Here is a 16,321-nt window from a genome sequence, read left to right on the forward strand (position 1 = left end):
GGCACATCGCATTCGCACCGCCTGCGCTATCCTCGCCACTTGCGGCCGATACGGGCCAATCGTCTTTTTTACAGGGAGAAACAGCATGATCCGCAGCGGCAACCCCGCCTTGAAGGAATCCACCTTCCTCGACCTCGGCAGCGGCGCGGTCGTTTCGCGCGACGGCGAGGCGATGACGCTGAACGGCACCATCCACAAGACCGGCGCCTTGCTGCTGCTGACCGTGCTGACCGCCGTGTTCGCCTGGAGCCAGTCGATCTCGGTCGATGGCGCCGGCAACGAAGTGATCGCGCCGGGCATCATCGGTTACGTGCTGGGCGGCGCCATCGGCGGCTTCATCCTGGCCATGATCACTACCTTCAAGAAGACCTGGGCGCCGATCACCGCGCCGCTGTACGCGCTGGTGGAAGGCTTCTTCCTCGGCTCGATCTCGGCGCTGTACGAACACCGCTTCAACGGCATCGTGCTGCAGGCGGTGCTGCTGACCTTCGGCACCCTGTTCGCACTGCTGTTCGCCTACCGCAGCGGGATGATCAAGGCCACCGAGAACTTCAAGCTGGGCGTGGTGGCGGCCACCGGCGGCATTGCGCTGGTATACCTGGCGACCATCGTGCTCGGCCTGTTCAACATCCAGATTCCCTACATCCACGCTTCCGGCACGGTCGGCATCCTGTTCAGCCTGTTCGTGGTGGTGGTGGCGGCGCTGAACCTGGTACTGGATTTCGACTTCATCGAAACCGGCGTGGAACAGGGCGCACCGAAGTACATGGAGTGGTACGGCGCGTTCGGGCTGATGGTCACCCTGGTGTGGCTGTACATCGAGTTCCTGCGGTTGCTGTCGAAGTTGCAGTCGCGCAATTAAGCCGGGAGTCGGGAATCGGGATTGGGGATTCGCAAGAGCGGCTCCCCTGTGATCGATAGCGGAAGTGGCTTCAGACAAACTTCCGAGCAAAAGAAAAGGCGCCGCGAGGCGCCCTTTCTTTTTGTGCGATCTTCCGGCGCGCTCAGAGGCGGCTGGCGATGGCCTTGGCGAAGCCCATGGTGTTGCCGCTGCCGCCCAGGTCCGGGGTCAGCCCGTCCTTGGCTTCCAGCGTGGCGACGATGGCGCTGCGCAGGCGTTCGGCGTTCTGCGGCTGGCCGACATGGTCCAGTAGCTGCGCCGCGCCCAGCAGCAGCGCGCACGGATTGGCCTTGCCCTGCCCGGCGATGTCCGGGGCCGAGCCGTGCACGGCCTCGAAGATCGCCGCGTCGACGCCGATGTTGGCGCCCGGTGCCAGGCCCAGGCCGCCGACCAGGCCGGCGCACAGGTCCGACAGGATGTCGCCGAACAGGTTGGTGGTGACGATGATGTCGAACTGCTCCGGACGCATCACCAACTGCATGCAGGCGTTGTCGACGATCATTTCCTGGAACTCGATCTCCGGGTAGTTCGCCGCCACTTCGCGCGCCACCTTCAGGAACAGGCCCGAGGTGGACTTGATGATGTTGGCCTTGTGCACCGCGGTGACCTTCTTGCGGCCGGTCGCCCGCGCCAGGTCGAAGGCGTAGCGGACGATGCGCTCGGAGCCCTTGCGGGTGACCTTGGCCATCGACACCGCGGTCTCGCCGTCGGCCGACACTTCCTGGCCTTCGCTCAGGTAGGCGCCTTCGGTGTTCTCGCGCACGGTGATCAGGTCCACACCGGCGCCGAAGCGCGACTTGGTGTTCGGGAACGACTTGGCCGGACGCACGTTGGCGTACAGGTCGAACTGGCGGCGCATGGCCACGTTGATCGAGCTGAAGCCCTCGCCGACCGGCGTGGTCAGCGGGCTCTTCAGCGCGATCCTGTTCTTGCGGATCGAGTCCAGGGTGGCGGCCGGCAGCAGATCGCCGTGCTTCTCCAGGGCGACCAGGCCGGCGTCGGCGTATTCGTAGGTGAGGCCGGCGTTCAGCGCGTCGAGCACGAACAGCGTGGCGTCCATGATCTCGGGGCCGATGCCATCGCCACGAATGACCGTGATTGTCTGCGTCATAGGATTGGGGTTTCCGTACAGAGGGGGAACGCGCCGACCGGAAGCCCGGGCTGCAGGCGCAAGGAGGTTTCACCGGTAATTATGCCCGAAGCCGGTGAAGGTCCCCAAAACCAGGCAGGCGCAAAACGCAGCGCGCCGCCCGCAGGCGGCGCGTGCCAGGCCGATCCGGCGCTGCTCAGCCGTGCGCGTGTTCCGCCGGCGCAGCGGCGGCGCCTTCCTCGAGCTTGTCGAGGAAATCCACCGCCCGGCGCAGGTGCGGAATCACGATCGAGCCGCCGACCACCAGCCCCACCGAGAAGGTCTCGAAGAACTCGTCGCGCTGCACGCCGGCCTCCTTGCACTGGGCCACGTGGTAGCTGATGCAGTCGTCGCAGCGCAGTACCAGCGAGGCGACCAGGCCGAGCAGTTCCTTGGTCTTCACGTCCAGCGCGCCGGCCTGGTAGGTCTGGGTGTCGAGCGCGAAGAAGCGGCGCACCACCTGGTTCGGCTCGGCCAGGATGCGCTGGTTCATGCGCTGGCGGAACTCGTTGAACTCGCGCAGCCGGTCCTGGCCGTCGCCGCCCTCGCCGCCCGCCTGCGCAGCGCTCATGCCTGCGCCTCGGGCGCCTGGCCGTCGAGCAGCGGCTGCAGCTTGCCGGCGCGGTGCAGCGCCATCATGTCGTCGTAGCCGCCGACATGGGTGTCGCCGACGAAGATCTGCGGCACGCTGGTACGGCGCGCCAGGGCCACCATCTTCTCGCGCTCGGCCGGGTCCAGGTCGATGCGCACCTCGGTCCAGCTGCGGCCCTTGCTCTTCAGGAAGTTTTTGGCCGCCACGCAGTACGGGCAGATCGCGGTGGAATACAGGGTGATCGGCGGGCCGCCGGCCTGGCCGTCATCGGTAGCTTGGGTGTCCACGGGAAACTCCGGGCGAGAAATGGGGTCCAAGCCACTATGGTAGCGGCCTGGTGGATTTTCGAGTCCGCTGCCGCAACACTGCAGATCACACAGGTTCAACCACCCTGGATTCACCCGCCGCCGCCGCGGCACCCCGCCCTGCCCTGGAGCCTCACTTGCGCCCGCTGCCGCTCGCCTTCGCGATCACCCTGGCTACCGCCGCCGCCATCGCGCCGGCGCAGGAGAACAAGCTGCCGGACATCGGCTCCTCGGCCGGCGAGCTGCTGACCCCGGCGCGCCAGGCCGAGTACGGCAAGATGATGCTGGCCGAGCTGCGCAACTACGACTACGTGCTCGAAGATCCGCTGATCGACGACTGGCTGCAGACCATGGGCACCCGGCTCGGCGCCAACAGCGACCAGCCGCAGCAGAAGTACACGTTCTTCATGCTGCGCGACCGCCAGATCAATGCCTTCGCCACGCTGGGCGGCTATGTCGCGGTCAACGCCGGGCTGGTGCTGACCGCCGAGCGCGAGGACGAGGTCGCCGCGGTGCTGTCGCACGAGATCGCGCACATCACCCAGCAGCACGTGCTGCGCGGGGTGGAGCGGGCGCAGCGCGACCAGGTACCGATCCTGCTCGGCATGCTCGCCGCGGTAGTCGCCGCGCAGCAGGCCGGCGGCCGCTCCAGCGGCGACGCCACCCAGGCGGCGATCGCCAGCGGCCTGGGGCTGATGCAGCAGCGCCAGATCGACTACACCCGCTCCAACGAATCGGAGGCCGACCGCCTGGGCATCCGCACCCTGGCGCGCAGCGGCTACGACGTGGACGCGATGGCCGGCTTCTTCGAGCGCATGTCGCTGGCGATGCGCGGCAATCAGGGCGGCTACAGCACCCCCGACTACCTGATGACCCACCCGGTCACCACCACCCGCATCAGCGAGGCGCGGCAGCGCGCCGAACAGATGAAGAAGAACACGGTGACCGTGACCACCAGCGTGCCCGGCGGCACCTTGCGGGAGCGGGTCGATCCCAACGACGTGTCGCTGAGCCAGCCGCTGGGCGCGCCCAGCAATCCGCTGCTGCCCGGGCGCCTGCAATTGCCGTTCGAGACCTATTCGCGCGGCGCCAGCGGCCAGTTCGAGTGGGCCCGCGAGCGCCTGCGCGTGCTCAGCGCCAATACCCCGGCCGATGCGGTCCGCGAGTACGAAGGCCTGCGCCAGGGCAGCAAGCAGGGCCTCAGCGACGCCCAGCGCTACGGCCTGGCACTGGCCCGGCTGCGCGGCGGCGGCAGCCCGCAGGACGGCATGCAGACCCTGGAAGACCTGCTGAAGGCACATCCGGACAGCTGGTGGCTGAGCCTGGCGGTGGCCGAGGCGGAGTCGCGCAACGGCCACAGCCAGCAGGCCAACCCGCGCTTCGACGCCCTGCTCAAGCGCCTGCCGAGCAACCGCGCGGTGGCGCTCACCTATGCCACGGCGCTGAACGAGCAAGGCGGCCGTACCGCCGGGCAGCGCGCGCAGGCGGTGCTGCGCCCGCTGCTGAGCGCGGCCGCCGACGATCCGGTGTTCCAGCGCACCTTCGCCCGCGCCTGCGAGCTCGCCGGCGACGGCAACCGCGCCGGCGAAGCCTATGCCGAGGCCGCCTACCTGAACGGCCGCCCCGAGCAGGCGCTGATCCAGTTGAACAATCTGAAGAAGCGCGACGACCTCGATTACGTGGCGCGCGCGCGCATCGATGCGCGGATTGCCGCGATCACGCCCACGGTGCTGGAACTGCGCCGGCAGGGCGTACAGGATCCGGATGTGAAACAGCGCTGAAACGCACTGTGGCGGCGGTCATCGAATAGTAATAAAACCGTAGTCTACTGGCGACCTCTCCTCCCAGCCCCACGGTGCCGTCGTGCAGAAACGCATCCTGATCGTCGACGACGAACCCGCCATCCGCGACATGGTGGCGTTCGCCCTGCGCAAGGGCGACTTCGAACCGGTCCATGCCGGCGACGCGCGGGAAGCGCAGACCTCCATCGCCGACCGCGTCCCCGACCTGATCCTGCTGGACTGGATGCTGCCCGGCACCAGCGGCCTGGAACTGGCCCGGCGCTGGCGCAAGGATGCGATGACCCGCGAGGTGCCGATCATCATGCTCACCGCTCGCGGCGAGGAAAACGACCGCGTCGGCGGCCTGGAAGCCGGCGTCGACGACTATGTGGTCAAGCCGTTCTCCGCCCGCGAACTGCTGGCGCGGATCCGCGCGGTGATGCGGCGTACCCGCGACGACGACGAAGACGGCAGCGTCTCGGTCGGCAGCCTGCGCATCGATGGCGCCGCGCACCGCGTGTTCGCAGGCGACGCGCCGGTGCCGATCGGCCCCACCGAATACCGCCTGCTGCACTTCTTCATGACCCATCCCGAGCGCGTCTACAGCCGCGCGCAACTGCTCGACCACGTGTGGGGCGGCAGCGTCTACGTCGAGGAGCGCACCATCGACGTGCACATCCGCCGGCTGCGCAAGACCCTGGAGCCGTTCGCGGTGGAGAACATGGTGCAGACGGTGCGCGGCTCCGGCTACCGCTTCTCCTCGTCCATCTGACTGTCGCCGTCGCCTGCTATAACCGGCGGACGACAAATACGATCCATCGCGACAGAGCGCGCTCCCGATGCCCCGCCACATGCGTTACGCCTGGCTCAAGACCCTCGGCACTCTCGCCGCACTGCTGTTGCTGGCGGTGCTGGCCGGCTGGGTCGGCGGCCACGTGTGGATGGCGCTGACCCTGACTTCGCTGGCGGTGATGGGCTGGCACTACTGGCGCCTGCGCCGCGTGCTGGGCCGGCTGACCGCGCGCCAGCGCTGGGAACCGCCGGCCGGCACCGGCGTCTGGAACGAGCTGGACCGCCTGCTGTACCGCAGCCAGGCGGAAATGCGCACGCGCAAGCGGCGCCTGCTGGACATGCTGCGCGCCTACCGCGCCGCCGCCGCGGCGCTGCCCGACGCGGTGGTGGTGGTGGACCGCAACAGCCAGCGCATCCAGTGGTTCAACGAAGCCGCCGGCACCCTGCTCGGCCTGCGCCATCCCGGCGACCTCAACGTGCCGGTGGTGGAACGCCTGCAGCCGATGCCGCTGGCGCACTGGCTGGCCGGCGGCCGCAACGCCGAACCGATGCTGGACACGCCCTCGCCGCTGGACGATCGGCTGCGCCTGAACCTGCGCCTGATCCCCTACTCCGACGACTACTGGCTGCTGGTCGCGCGCGACGTCAGCAAGCTATTGCAGCTGGAGCAGGTGCGCCGCGATTTCGTCGCCAACGTCTCGCACGAACTGCGCACGCCGCTGACCGTGGTGCACGGTTACCTGGACATGCTCGATCCGGAGGATTTCCCCGATTCCGGGCCGATGATCGCCGAGATGCGCAAGCAGTCGCAGCGCATGACCCAACTGGTCGAAGACCTGCTGACCCTGTCGCGGCTGGAATCGCAGGAACACGCCAACGAAGAGAGCATCGCGATGGCGCCGATGCTGGCCACGCTGCGCCGCGAGGCCGAAGCGCATAGCCAGGGCCGGCACCGCATCGAGGTGCACGACGAGGCCGATCTGGACCTGGTCGGCTCCAACAAGGAATTGCACAGCGCGTTCTCCAACCTGGTCACCAACGCCGTGCGCTACACCCCTGCCGGCGGCGCGGTCAGCATCACCTTCGCCCGCGAAGGCGACGGCGCGGTGCTGTCGGTGCGCGACAGCGGCTACGGCATCCCGTCGCACCACCTGCCGCGCATCACCGAGCGCTTCTACCGCGTGTCCAGCAGCCGTTCGCGCGAAAGCGGCGGCACCGGGCTGGGGCTGTCGATCGTCAAGCATGTGCTGGGCCTGCACCAGGCGCGGCTGGACATCGAAAGCGAAGTCGGCAAGGGCAGCACGTTTTCCTGTCACTTCGGCGCCGGACGCGTGCATCCGCGGCACGACCGTGCCACCCTGACCTCCGCCTAACGAGTAACGCCATGCCACGCGCCGCCGCTTTGCCGCCCACGCCACCACCGGAGGTTCCCAGCGACCCGCTGCGCGACCCGTCGCTGTATCTCAACCGCGAACTGTCGCAACTGGATTTCAATTTCCGCGTGCTGGCGCAGGCGCAGGATCCGAGCGTGCCATTGCTGGAGCGGCTGCGCTTCCTGTGCATCTCCTGCACCAACCTCGACGAGTTCTTCGAGATCCGCGCCGCCACCGTGCGCCACGCGCTGGAATTCGGCTTGCCGCCGGCGCCGGACGGGCTCAGTTCGAGCGCGGTGCTCAATACCATCCACGACCGTGCCGCGCAGCTGGTCGACCACCAGTACCGCTGCTGGAACGAAGTGCTGCGGCCGGCCCTGAAGGACGCCGGCATCGGCGTGCTCGGCCGCAACAGCTGGAACGCGCGGCAGAAGCGCTGGCTGCGCGCCTATTTCCGCAACGAGATCATGCCGGTGCTGTCGCCGCTGGGCCTGGACCCGGCGCATCCGTTCCCGAAGATCCTCAACAAGTCGCTGAACATCGTGGTGGTGCTGAAGGGCACCGACGCGTTCGGCCGCGTCGGCCACCTGGCGATCGTGCGCGCGCCGCGCTCGCTGCCGCGCATCATCCAGCTGCCGGAAAGTCTGTCCGAAGGCGGGCAGAGTTTCGTGTTCCTGTCCTCGGTGCTGTCCACCTTCGTCGACGAACTGTTCCCGGGCATGGAGGTGATGGGGTCCTACCAGTTCCGCGTGACCCGCAATTCCGAGCTGGTGGTGGACGAAGAGGAAGTGGAGAACCTGGCGCTGGCGCTGCGTGACGAACTGGTCAATCGCGGCTACCGGCCGGCGGTGCGCCTGGAGATCGCCGAGGACTGCCCGAAGCCGATCGTGCGCACCCTGCTGCAGAACTTCGAGTTGCCGGAAAACGCGGTGTACCGCATCAACGGCCCGGTCAATCTGAGCCGGGTCAACCAGGTCTACGACCTGGTGCAGCGCCCGGAGCTGAAGTATTCGCCGATGAATCCGCGCACGCTGCGCGACAGCGACGGCATCTTCGCCATCGTCGCCGCCGACGACGTGCTGCTGCACCACCCGTTCGACGCGTTCACCGCGGTGCTGGACCTGATCAAGCAGGCCGCGGTCGACCCGCAGGTGCTGGCGATCAAGCAGACCCTGTACCGCACCGGCAAGGACTCGGGCATCGTCGATGCGCTGGTGCTGGCCGCGCGCAACGGCAAGGATGTGACCGTGGTGGTCGAGCTGCGCGCGCGCTTCGACGAGGAAGCCAACCTGGGCCTGGCCGATCGCCTGCAGGAAGCCGGCGTGCAGGTGGTGTACGGCGTGGTCGGCTACAAGACCCACGCCAAGATGCTGCTGATCGTGCGCCGCGAAGGCCGCAAGCTGCGCCGCTACGTGCACCTGGGCACCGGCAACTACCACAGCGGCACCGCGCGCGCCTACACCGACCTGAGCCTGATCACCGCCGATGCGGACATCTGCAACGACGTGCATCTGCTGTTCCAGCAGCTGTCCGGGCTGGCGCCGAAGATCCGCCTCAAGCGCCTGCTGCAATCGCCGTTCACCCTGCACCCGGGCGTGCTGCACCGGATCGAGCGCGAGACCAAGCTGGCCCTGGCCGGGCGCCCGGGCCGCATCATCGCCAAGATGAACGCGCTCAACGAGCCGCAGGTGATCCGCGCGCTGTACGCGGCCTCGCAGGCCGGGGTCAAGATCGACCTGATCGTGCGCGGCGCGTGCACGCTGCGCCCCGGCGTGCCGGGCGTGTCGGACAACATCCGGGTGCGTTCGATCGTCGGCCGCTTCCTCGAGCACAGCCGCATCTACTGGTTCGGCAACGACGGCGCGCCGGAACTGTTCTGCGCCAGCGCCGACTGGCTGGAACGCAACCTGCTGCGGCGCGTGGAGACCTGCTTCCCGATCCTGGATCCGGACCTGGTCAAGCGCATCCATCGCGAGGTGTTGCAGAACTATCTGGCCGACAATCTCAATGCGTGGGAACTGGACGCCAGCGGCGCCTACCGCAAGCTGGCGCCGGGCCAGGACCAGCCGCCGCATTCGGCGCAGCTGACCCTGCTCGACGGACTCTGAGCCACGCCACCTGCGCGCCGATGGACGGCACCTGCCGTGCATCGGCTACCATTCCGCCCATGCCTTCCATCTCCCCGTACACGCCGTTGCGCGATGGCGACCTGCTGGCCGCCATCGACCTGGGTTCCAACAGTTTCCACATGGTCGTGGCGCGGTATCAGCTCGGGCAGCTGCGGGTGGTGGACCGCCTGCGCGAGACCGTGCGCATGGCCGACGGCCTGGACAACAAGGGCGGGCTGTCGGCCGAGGCGCGGCAGCGCGCGTTGGAGTGCCTGGCGCGCTTCGGCCAGCGCATCCGCGACGTGCCGTCGCTGCACGTGCGCGCGCTGGCCACCAACACCGTGCGCCAGCTGCGCTCGCCGCAAGCCTTCCTGATCCCCGGCGAAACCGCGCTCGGCCATCCGATCGAAGTGGTCAGCGGCCGCGAGGAAGCGCGCCTGATCTACCTGGGCGTGGCGCATGCGCAACCGCCCAAGCCGGACCAGCGCCGGCTGGTGATCGACATCGGCGGCGGCTCCACCGAATTCATCATCGGCCGCGGTTTCCAGACCCTGGAACGCGAAAGCCTGCAGGCCGGCTGCATCGCCAGCACGCGGCGCTTCTTCCCCGGCGGCAAGCTGTCGAAGAAGAAATGGAAGGACGCGCTGACCGAGATCGGCGCCGAGTTCCAGCAGTTCGCCGGGCTGTACCGCACGCTGGGCTGGGACGAGGCGCTGGGTTCGTCGGGCACGCACAAGGCGATCGGCGAGATCTGCGCGGCGATGAAGCTGACCAAGGGCGCGATCACCGCCGAGGCGCTGCCGCAGCTGCGCGAACGCCTGCTGCTGGCCAAGCGTATCGAGGACATCGACCTGCCCGGCCTGTCCGCCGACCGCCGGCCGATCATCGCCGGCGGCGTGCTGGTACTGGAGGCCGCGTTCCAGGCGCTGGGCCTGCAGCGCCTGATGGTGAGCAAGGCGGCCATGCGCGAGGGCATCCTGTACGACATGCTCGGCCGCGGCGGCGAGAACGACCCGCGCGAAACCGCCATCGCCGCGCTCACCCAGCGCTACGGCATCGACGAGGCGCAGGCCGCGCGCGTGGAAGCCACCGCGATGGCGCTGTTCGCGCAGGTCGCCAGCGATTGGGCGCTGGATGCCGACGACGAGCGCATGCTCGGCTGGGCCGCGCGCCTGCACGAGCTCGGCCAGGCCATCGCGCACAGCCAGTACCACGTGCATGGCGCCTACGTGCTCGAGCACTCCGACATCGCCGGCTTCTCGCGGCAGGAGCAGCAGGTGCTGGCGACGCTGGTGCGCACCCACCGCCGCAACGTGCCCAAGACCGCGTTCGACGCCCTGCCCGACCGCCTGCTGCTCAGCGCCAAACGCAAGGCCGCGCTGCTGCGGCTGGCGGTGCTGCTGCACCGCGCGCACGAATCCGAGCCGATCCCGTCGCTGGACCTGAAGGCCAACGGCGACGACCTGCACCTGATCCTGTCGCAGCCGTGGATCGAATCGCGGCCGCTGCAGCGCGCCGACCTGATCGGCGAGGTCGAGGGCATGGCGGGATTGGGGATCAATTTCCGGCCTTTTGTGGCTTGAAGGCCGGGATTGGGGATTCGGGATTGGGGAGTCGTAGCGTCCTCTAACTGGCGCGCGGCTAAACGTCCTGGGCCGGCGTCATGATTCCTACATGCGGCGGACATGTTCGCTTCACCGCCTCGCGCGATGCTTTGGCAAACCGGAGCCTGAAGCATGCGCTACGCGATCGTCACCGAGACGTACCCCCCTGAGGTCAACGGCGTCGCGCTGACCGTGCAGGGGTTGGAACTGGGATTGCGTGCGCTCGGCCATCAGGTCGACGTGGTGCGGCCGCGCCAGGTGGGCGACCACGACGACGATGCGCTGCTGGTGCGCGGTGCGGCGCTGCCGCGCTACCCCGGCCTGAAGTTCGGCCTGCCCGCGCCGCGGCGCCTGGCCCGGCTATGGCAGGCTGCGCCGCCGGACGCGGTCTACATCGCCACCGAAGGCCCGCTGGGCTGGTCGGCGCTGCGCACCGCGCGGCGCCTGGGCATCCCGATCGCCACCGGCCTGCACACCCGCTTCGACGAATACCTGCCGCAGTACGGCGCCGCCTGGCTGCAGTCGACCGCGCTGCGCTGGATGCGGCGCTTCCACAATCAAGCCGACGCGACCCTGGTGCCGACCCGCGAGCTGCTGGGCTTCCTCGCCGGGCAAGGCTTCGAGCGCGCACGCCTGCTGGCGCGCGCGGTGGACAACCGCCAGTTCGAACCGCAGCGCCGCGATGCGCAGCTGCGCCGCGAATGGGGCCTGGACGACGATGGCTGCGCGGCCCTGTACGTCGGCCGCATCGCCTCGGAAAAGAACCTGCCGCTGGCGGTGCGCGCGTTCCGCCAACTGCAGCGGGTGCGGCCGGAGGCGCGCTTCGTCTGGGTCGGCGACGGCCCGATGCGCGAACGCCTGGCGCAGGAAAACCCCGACTTCATCTTCTGCGGCGTGCAGCGCGGCGATGCGCTGGCGCGGCACTTCGCCAGCGGCGACCTGTTCCTGTTTCCCAGCCGCAGCGAGACCTTCGGCAACGTGACCCTGGAAGCGATGGCCAGCGGCGTGGCCACGGTCGCCTTCGACTACGGCGCGGCGCGCGAATACCTGCGCGACGGCGTCAACGGTGCGGCGGTGGCCGACGACGAGGGCTTCATCGCCGCGGCGGTACGCCTGGCCGGCGACGACGCCCTGCGCAGGCAACTGGGCGAGGCCGCCTGCGCGGCGATGCAGCAGCTGCGCCCGGAACAGGTCGTGGCCGATTTTGAGGCCCTTCTCGGCGAACTGGCATACAGCAGGAGGTCCCATGTCGACGCGGCTTGAGATTCTGCGCGGGCACGAAACCCGCTGGTGCCGGCAAGCCAACCACTGGTGCCGGCGGCGCTCGGTGCGGCGCTTCTTCGCGCTGATCAGCCGCCTCGGCGACGGCGTGTTCTGGTATGCGCTGATGACCTTGCTGGTGGTCTGCGACGGCATGGGCGGCGTGTTCGCTTCCGCGCACATGGCCGCCACCGGCGTGGTCGCGCTGAGCCTGTACAAGGGCCTCAAGCGCTGGACCCGGCGCCCGCGCCCGTACGCGGCCGACCTGCGCATCCGCGCCTGGGTGGCGCCGCTGGACGAGTTCAGCTTCCCGTCCGGGCACACCTTGCACGCGGTGTCGTTCGGCATCGTCGCCCTGGCCTACTACCCGTGGCTGGCACCGCTGCTGATCCCCTTCATCGCCTGCGTGGCGCTGTCGCGGGTGGTGCTGGGCCTGCACTATCCCAGCGACGTGCTCGCCGCCACCGGCATCGGCGCACTGCTGGCCGGGGTGTCGCTGTGGGTGGTCTTGTAGCGGGGATTGGGCATTCGGGATTGGGGATTCGTAGAAGCGGGAGCGGACGCAGCACGCTGGACCTTGCCAATCCCGAATCCCCAATCTCCAATCCCGGCTCCATTACAATGCAGAAATGACCACGCTGTTCATTTCCGACCTGCACCTGGATCCGGCCCGGCCGGCGATCACCGAGCTGTTTCTGGACTTCCTGCGCGGCGAAGCGCGCGGTGCCGAGGCGCTGTACATCCTCGGCGACCTGTTCGAAGCCTGGATCGGCGACGACACGCCGTCGGAGACGGCCGACGCGGTGGCGCTCGAACTGCGCGCGCTGAGCGATGCCGGCGTGCCGGTGTTCTTCATGCACGGCAACCGCGATTTCCTGCTCGGCGCCGACTACGCGCGCCGCGCCGGCATGCGCCTGCTGCCGGATCCGTGCGTGATCGATCTGTACGCCGAGCCGACGCTGCTGCTGCACGGCGACCTGCTGTGCACCGACGACACCGCCTACCAGGCATTCCGCGCGCAGACCCGCGACCCGGCGTTCCAGCAGCAATTCCTGGCGCAGCCGCTGGCCGCGCGCATCGCCTATGCGCAGCAGGCCCGTGCCGCCAGCCAGGCGCGGCAAGCGGAAATGAAGCAAGGTGATCGCGCGCAGTTCGAAACCGTCACCGACGTGGCGCCGGACGAGGTCGCGGCCAGCTTCGCGCGCTACGGCGTGGCGCGGATGATCCACGGCCATACCCACCGCCCCGCGGTGCACACGCTGGACGCCAACGGCCGCAGCTGCACCCGCATCGTGCTCGGCGACTGGTACGAACAGGGTTCGGTGCTGCGCGTGGATGCGCAGGGCTGCCGGCTGCAGCAGCTGTAATCGGCAGCGGTCAGAAACGCACGCACAGAACCCGCGAGCGTTACAGCATGCCGCCGGCGTTGGCGCGCGCACGCTGCGCATAGCCGACGAAATCGCCCTCGGCCACGTCGTACCACAGGATCGCGCCGGAGCGTTCGACCCGGTAGCGATCCCTGACCGGTGCGGTCTGCGGATCGCCCGGACAACCGTCGCCGTGCTTCTCGCGCACCGCGACATCGATCGCGACGGATGATGCGCTGGCGGCGGGTTCGGCGGTCGCCGACGGCGATGCAGCGCTATCAGCGACCGCGGGTTCGGCGTCGGTCTCGGCAAAGTATTGCAGGCACTGCGCATCGGCATAGACATGGTCGGCCGCCAGACGCGTCTCCAGCATGTCCACCGCGCGGGTTTCGTCGAACGCTGCCGCGGGCGCTTGGCCCGTGGCCGGCGCGTTCGCGGGGGCCGACGCGGTCGCCGGCGCTTGCGGCGGTGCGGCCGGTGGATCCGCCGGGCCGCAGCCCATGCTCAACATCGCCAGCGCCAAGGCCGCCGGCAGGCCAATGCTCTTCAACATCATTGCCGATTCCATGAGTAATGAGCGGTGCGCGCCCGGCGCTGCCGGACACGTCGTCGCTCAGCATAGCCGAAGCCGGACGCCACGGCGTCCGGCCAGCCTGCAGGATCGGCAAGCGGAGCGCCCCGACACAGGCCTGGCGCGGCCTGCATCGGAGCGCCCCTTGAACGCGCTGTCTCAGCGGAACGCGGCGACCGCCGCCTTGGTATTGACCAGCACGCGCTGGTTGTCCGCAGTACTGGCATTGCCCATCGGCACGCCGCCGTAGGAAATGTTCGGGTTGGACCAGTAGTTCAGGCGCGGGCAGCTGACCGTGCAGTTGTAGGCCATGATCGTGCGCCAGTTGTTGCCGTAGCGGTAGCCATGGCCGTAGGCGTACGGCGAGGTGCTCGAATCGGTGGCGATATCGTGGCGCGCGCTCTGCAGATGGCCGATCTCGTGGGCGAAACTGTAGTAGCCGGTGGCGCAATCCCAGTACACCGCGGCGAACGCGGTGGCCGCGGTCGAGCCGATGCCCGAGGCCAGCCCGCAATAGCTGCTGTTGTCGATGATCAGCACGCCGACGTCGGCGGCCACGCTGTTGCGCGTGGTGTGAATGCTGTCCATGTAGCCGTCGCTGGTGCCGCGGAAGCGGCTCAGGTCGGTGGTGAAGTCGCCGGACTCGGTGTAGCTGGTGGTCTGGTAGCCGGCCAGTTGCATGGTGATGCCGACGTTGCTGTTGGTGTAGCCCTGGTTGGACTCGGCCACCGCCAGTTGCACCAGCGACTGCATGTTGCCGCCATAGCTGGTCACCGCCTGGTTGGTGGCCACCACCAGCACGCGGATGGTCGCCGGCGAGCCGGACGAGGCGGCGGCGGTGGTGGCGCGGTCGTCGACCACGGACTGCGGCATCTGGATGGTCGGCAGCAGCGCGTACTCGGCCGGATGCTCGGCCGGCATGCGGCTTTCGTCGACCTCGACCAGCACGTGGCCGCCGCCGCTGATCGGGCGCAGGTGGAACAGCGTGCCGTTGCTGCGGATGCTGCCGGTGACGGTGGCGCCGCTGCGCACCAGGATCGCCGAGTTCAGCGGATCCAGGCCGGAGCGTGCGCGCGCCTTGGCCGCGGCGGCGTTGCCCAGGTTGCCGTACCAGATGCTGTTGCCGCCTTCCAACCGTTCGGTTTTGGTCTGCGTGGCGGTGACGCGCTGGCCCAGCAGGTCCAGTTCCAGCTGCGCCTGCGTGGCGTCCACCGCGGCGGCGTCCACGCGCACGCTCTGCACCGCGCCGGTGGCGGGATTGGCCAGCACCCGGCTCAACGCGGGCTCGCCGGGGATGGCCTTGGAAATGTACTGACTGCTCTGGAACAGGGGTTTTCCGGCCGCGGAGGCGGAACCGGCGACACACAGGGCAAGCATCGCGGTAAGGCAGCACATCGACTTCATGTCGTACTCCCAGGGGTGGTGAGAAGAGACGGAGCGTCGTCCCTCGCGCAGCAGGCGTCGGGCACAGCGCACGGGGGATTCCGATTAGCCGCTCAGCCAATGTTCAGTGCAAGCAACAAAGTCGATCGCGTTCCCGCTCAGAGATCGCCATTCCAGTAGCACCGTGATCGGCATCCACGCACTGCCCTTTACAGCGCGCGACGCTCTCATGGGGTGTCGACGCAAGCCAGCGGCGATCGTTCGGAAACCGTCTGCCGGTCCGCCGGGTAACGCAGGCCGCCTCGCCGCGCGGCAGCGCGCCGCCTCAGCCGGCCTGGCGCTGCAAGGCGAGCAACTCGTCCTCGTCGAAACCGGCCAGCAGCCGCGCCGGCAGGTTGAACGGGCCGTGCAGGTAGCCGCCTGCGTATTCGCGCAGCAGCTCGGCGAAGCGGGCGCGCGGCTCGATGCCGGCACGCGCGCAATACCAGCGGTACCAGCGCGAGCCGGCGGCGACGTGCGCCACTTCTTCGCGCAGGATCAGTTCCAGGATCTCGACCGTGGCGGCGTCGCCGAGCGCGCGCAGCTTCACGATCATGCCCGGGGTCACGTCCAGCCCGCGCGCCTCCAGCACCCGCGGCACCAAGGCCATGCGCGCCAGGCCGTCGTGCGCGGTCTTCTCGCACATCTCCCACAGCCCGTTGTGCGCGGCGAAATCGCCGTAATCGTGGCCCAGCGCACGCAGCCGCTCGCGCAGCAGCGCGAAATGGCGCGATTCGTCGGCGGCCACCGCCACCCAGTCGGCATAGAACGCGTCGGGCAACCCGCGAAAGCGGTACACCGCGTCCCATGCCAGGTCGATCGCGTTGAGTTCGATGTGCGCGATCGCATGGATGAAGGCGGCACGGCCTTCGGCGCTGCCCAGGCCGCGCCGCGGCAGTTCGCGCGGATGCACCAGCAGCGGCCGCGGCGGACGCCCCGGCATGCGGATCGGTTCGGGCTCGCCGGCGTCCGCCGGCACGTGCAGATCGCCGGCGGCGAACGCGGCGGCGTAGCGCTGGGTCAGGGCGACCTTGTCCTCGGGCGCGCTGGCGGCCAGGCACAGCCGCGCCGCGTGCAGCAGATCCCCGCCGGCTTGCGCGTCGTGCATCCGTGCGC

General features: G+C 68.9%; 15 protein-coding genes. 9 read left to right on the top strand and 6 right to left on the bottom strand.

Going from position 1 to position 16,321, the window contains the following annotated elements; genetic code table 11:
* Positions 1-85: 85 nt before the first annotated feature.
* On the top strand, positions 86-862 hold the full coding sequence (locus HEP75_RS16260; RefSeq protein ID WP_185824222.1) for a Bax inhibitor-1/YccA family protein: 777 nt from the start codon (positions 86-88) through the stop codon (positions 860-862).
* A 142-nt stretch (positions 863-1,004) separates the two neighbouring features.
* Here the strand turns inward: HEP75_RS16260 and HEP75_RS16265 are convergent, their stop codons facing one another.
* The 3 genes from HEP75_RS16265 to grxC all read right to left on the bottom strand — a co-directional run bounded on the left by HEP75_RS16265 (position 1,005) and on the right by grxC (position 2,909).
* Positions 1,005-2,012, bottom strand: a complete 1,008-nt coding sequence (locus HEP75_RS16265; protein WP_185813685.1) for an isocitrate dehydrogenase — start codon at positions 2,010-2,012, stop codon at positions 1,005-1,007.
* Positions 2,013-2,187: 175 nt separating this feature from the next.
* On the bottom strand, positions 2,188-2,601 hold the full coding sequence (locus tag HEP75_RS16270; RefSeq protein ID WP_185824223.1) for a carboxymuconolactone decarboxylase family protein: 414 nt from the start codon (positions 2,599-2,601) through the stop codon (positions 2,188-2,190).
* Positions 2,598-2,909 carry a glutaredoxin 3 gene (gene grxC, locus HEP75_RS16275; RefSeq protein ID WP_179570627.1) on the bottom strand — a complete coding sequence of 104 codons (312 nt, stop codon included), beginning with the start codon at positions 2,907-2,909 and terminating at the stop codon, positions 2,598-2,600. Before grxC ends, HEP75_RS16270 begins: the two co-directional genes overlap by 4 nt.
* 155 nt (positions 2,910-3,064) lie before the next feature.
* Here grxC and HEP75_RS16280 point away from each other — a divergent pair, with 155 nt between their 5' ends.
* The 8 genes from HEP75_RS16280 to lpxH all read left to right on the top strand — a co-directional run bounded on the left by HEP75_RS16280 (position 3,065) and on the right by lpxH (position 13,212).
* Positions 3,065-4,708, top strand: a complete 1,644-nt coding sequence (locus HEP75_RS16280) for a M48 family metalloprotease (RefSeq protein ID WP_185824224.1) — start codon at positions 3,065-3,067, stop codon at positions 4,706-4,708.
* 82 nt (positions 4,709-4,790) lie between these two features.
* A complete protein-coding gene (gene phoB, locus HEP75_RS16285) occupies positions 4,791-5,480 on the top strand; it encodes a phosphate regulon transcriptional regulator PhoB (RefSeq protein ID WP_003468516.1) in 690 nt (229 codons plus the stop codon).
* A gap of 67 nt (positions 5,481-5,547) precedes the next feature.
* Positions 5,548-6,873, top strand: coding sequence for a phosphate regulon sensor histidine kinase PhoR (gene phoR, locus HEP75_RS16290; protein ID WP_185813688.1), 1,326 nt, complete (start codon positions 5,548-5,550; stop codon positions 6,871-6,873).
* An 11-nt stretch (positions 6,874-6,884) separates the two neighbouring features.
* Positions 6,885-8,981 (top strand): polyphosphate kinase 1, encoded by a 2,097-nt coding sequence (gene ppk1 / locus HEP75_RS16295; RefSeq protein WP_185820829.1) that lies wholly within the window; start codon positions 6,885-6,887, stop codon positions 8,979-8,981.
* Between the two features lie 59 nt (positions 8,982-9,040).
* On the top strand, positions 9,041-10,564 hold the full coding sequence (gene ppx, locus HEP75_RS16300) for an exopolyphosphatase (protein ID WP_185824225.1): 1,524 nt from the start codon (positions 9,041-9,043) through the stop codon (positions 10,562-10,564).
* A 153-nt stretch (positions 10,565-10,717) separates the two neighbouring features.
* A complete protein-coding gene (locus tag HEP75_RS16305; RefSeq protein WP_185824226.1) occupies positions 10,718-11,848 on the top strand; it encodes a glycosyltransferase family 1 protein in 1,131 nt (376 codons plus the stop codon).
* Positions 11,832-12,359, top strand: a complete 528-nt coding sequence (locus HEP75_RS16310; RefSeq protein ID WP_185820832.1) for a phosphatase PAP2 family protein — start codon at positions 11,832-11,834, stop codon at positions 12,357-12,359. The genes HEP75_RS16305 and HEP75_RS16310 overlap by 17 nt, the downstream gene beginning before the upstream one ends.
* Positions 12,360-12,474: 115 nt before the next feature.
* Positions 12,475-13,212, top strand: coding sequence for a UDP-2,3-diacylglucosamine diphosphatase (gene lpxH / locus HEP75_RS16315; RefSeq protein WP_185824227.1), 738 nt, complete (start codon positions 12,475-12,477; stop codon positions 13,210-13,212).
* Positions 13,213-13,252: 40 nt separating this feature from the next.
* On the opposite strand, the gene HEP75_RS16320 is transcribed toward lpxH, so the two are convergent.
* The 3 genes from HEP75_RS16320 to HEP75_RS16330 all read right to left on the bottom strand — a co-directional run bounded on the left by HEP75_RS16320 (position 13,253) and on the right by HEP75_RS16330 (position 16,313).
* The gene (locus HEP75_RS16320) at positions 13,253-13,765 is read right to left on the bottom strand and encodes a hypothetical protein (protein ID WP_345776766.1); all 513 of its coding nucleotides are present in this window, start codon (positions 13,763-13,765) and stop codon (positions 13,253-13,255) included.
* 177 nt (positions 13,766-13,942) lie between these two features.
* The gene (locus HEP75_RS16325; RefSeq protein WP_185824229.1) at positions 13,943-15,187 is read right to left on the bottom strand and encodes a zinc-dependent metalloprotease; all 1,245 of its coding nucleotides are present in this window, start codon (positions 15,185-15,187) and stop codon (positions 13,943-13,945) included.
* A gap of 304 nt (positions 15,188-15,491) precedes the next feature.
* On the bottom strand, positions 15,492-16,313 hold the full coding sequence (locus HEP75_RS16330) for a ferritin-like domain-containing protein (protein ID WP_185824230.1): 822 nt from the start codon (positions 16,311-16,313) through the stop codon (positions 15,492-15,494).
* Between the last annotated feature and the right edge of the window lie 8 nt (positions 16,314-16,321).

It is taken from the genome of Xanthomonas sp. SI (assembly GCF_014236855.1).
Classification (GTDB): Bacteria; Pseudomonadota; Gammaproteobacteria; order Xanthomonadales; family Xanthomonadaceae; genus Xanthomonas_A.

Bases quoted from the DNA above. Each gene is read 5' to 3' on its own strand.
- HEP75_RS16260 (WP_185824222.1), top strand. From the start codon at position 86: ATGATCCGCAGCGGCAACCCCGCCTTGAAGGAATCCACCTTCCTCGAC.
- HEP75_RS16265 (WP_185813685.1), bottom strand. From the start codon at position 2,012: ATGACGCAGACAATCACGGTCATTCGTGGCGATGGCATCGGCCCCGAG.
- HEP75_RS16270 (WP_185824223.1), bottom strand. From the start codon at position 2,601: ATGAGCGCTGCGCAGGCGGGCGGCGAGGGCGGCGACGGCCAGGACCGG.
- phoR (WP_185813688.1), top strand. From the start codon at position 5,548: ATGCCCCGCCACATGCGTTACGCCTGGCTCAAGACCCTCGGCACTCTC.
- ppk1 (WP_185820829.1), top strand. From the start codon at position 6,885: ATGCCACGCGCCGCCGCTTTGCCGCCCACGCCACCACCGGAGGTTCCC.
- ppx (WP_185824225.1), top strand. From the start codon at position 9,041: ATGCCTTCCATCTCCCCGTACACGCCGTTGCGCGATGGCGACCTGCTG.
- HEP75_RS16305 (WP_185824226.1), top strand. From the start codon at position 10,718: ATGCGCTACGCGATCGTCACCGAGACGTACCCCCCTGAGGTCAACGGC.
- HEP75_RS16310 (WP_185820832.1), top strand. From the start codon at position 11,832: ATGTCGACGCGGCTTGAGATTCTGCGCGGGCACGAAACCCGCTGGTGC.
- lpxH (WP_185824227.1), top strand. From the start codon at position 12,475: ATGACCACGCTGTTCATTTCCGACCTGCACCTGGATCCGGCCCGGCCG.
- HEP75_RS16320 (WP_345776766.1), bottom strand. From the start codon at position 13,765: ATGTTGAAGAGCATTGGCCTGCCGGCGGCCTTGGCGCTGGCGATGTTG.
- HEP75_RS16325 (WP_185824229.1), bottom strand. From the start codon at position 15,187: ATGAAGTCGATGTGCTGCCTTACCGCGATGCTTGCCCTGTGTGTCGCC.
- HEP75_RS16330 (WP_185824230.1), bottom strand. From the start codon at position 16,313: ATGCACGACGCGCAAGCCGGCGGGGATCTGCTGCACGCGGCGCGGCTG.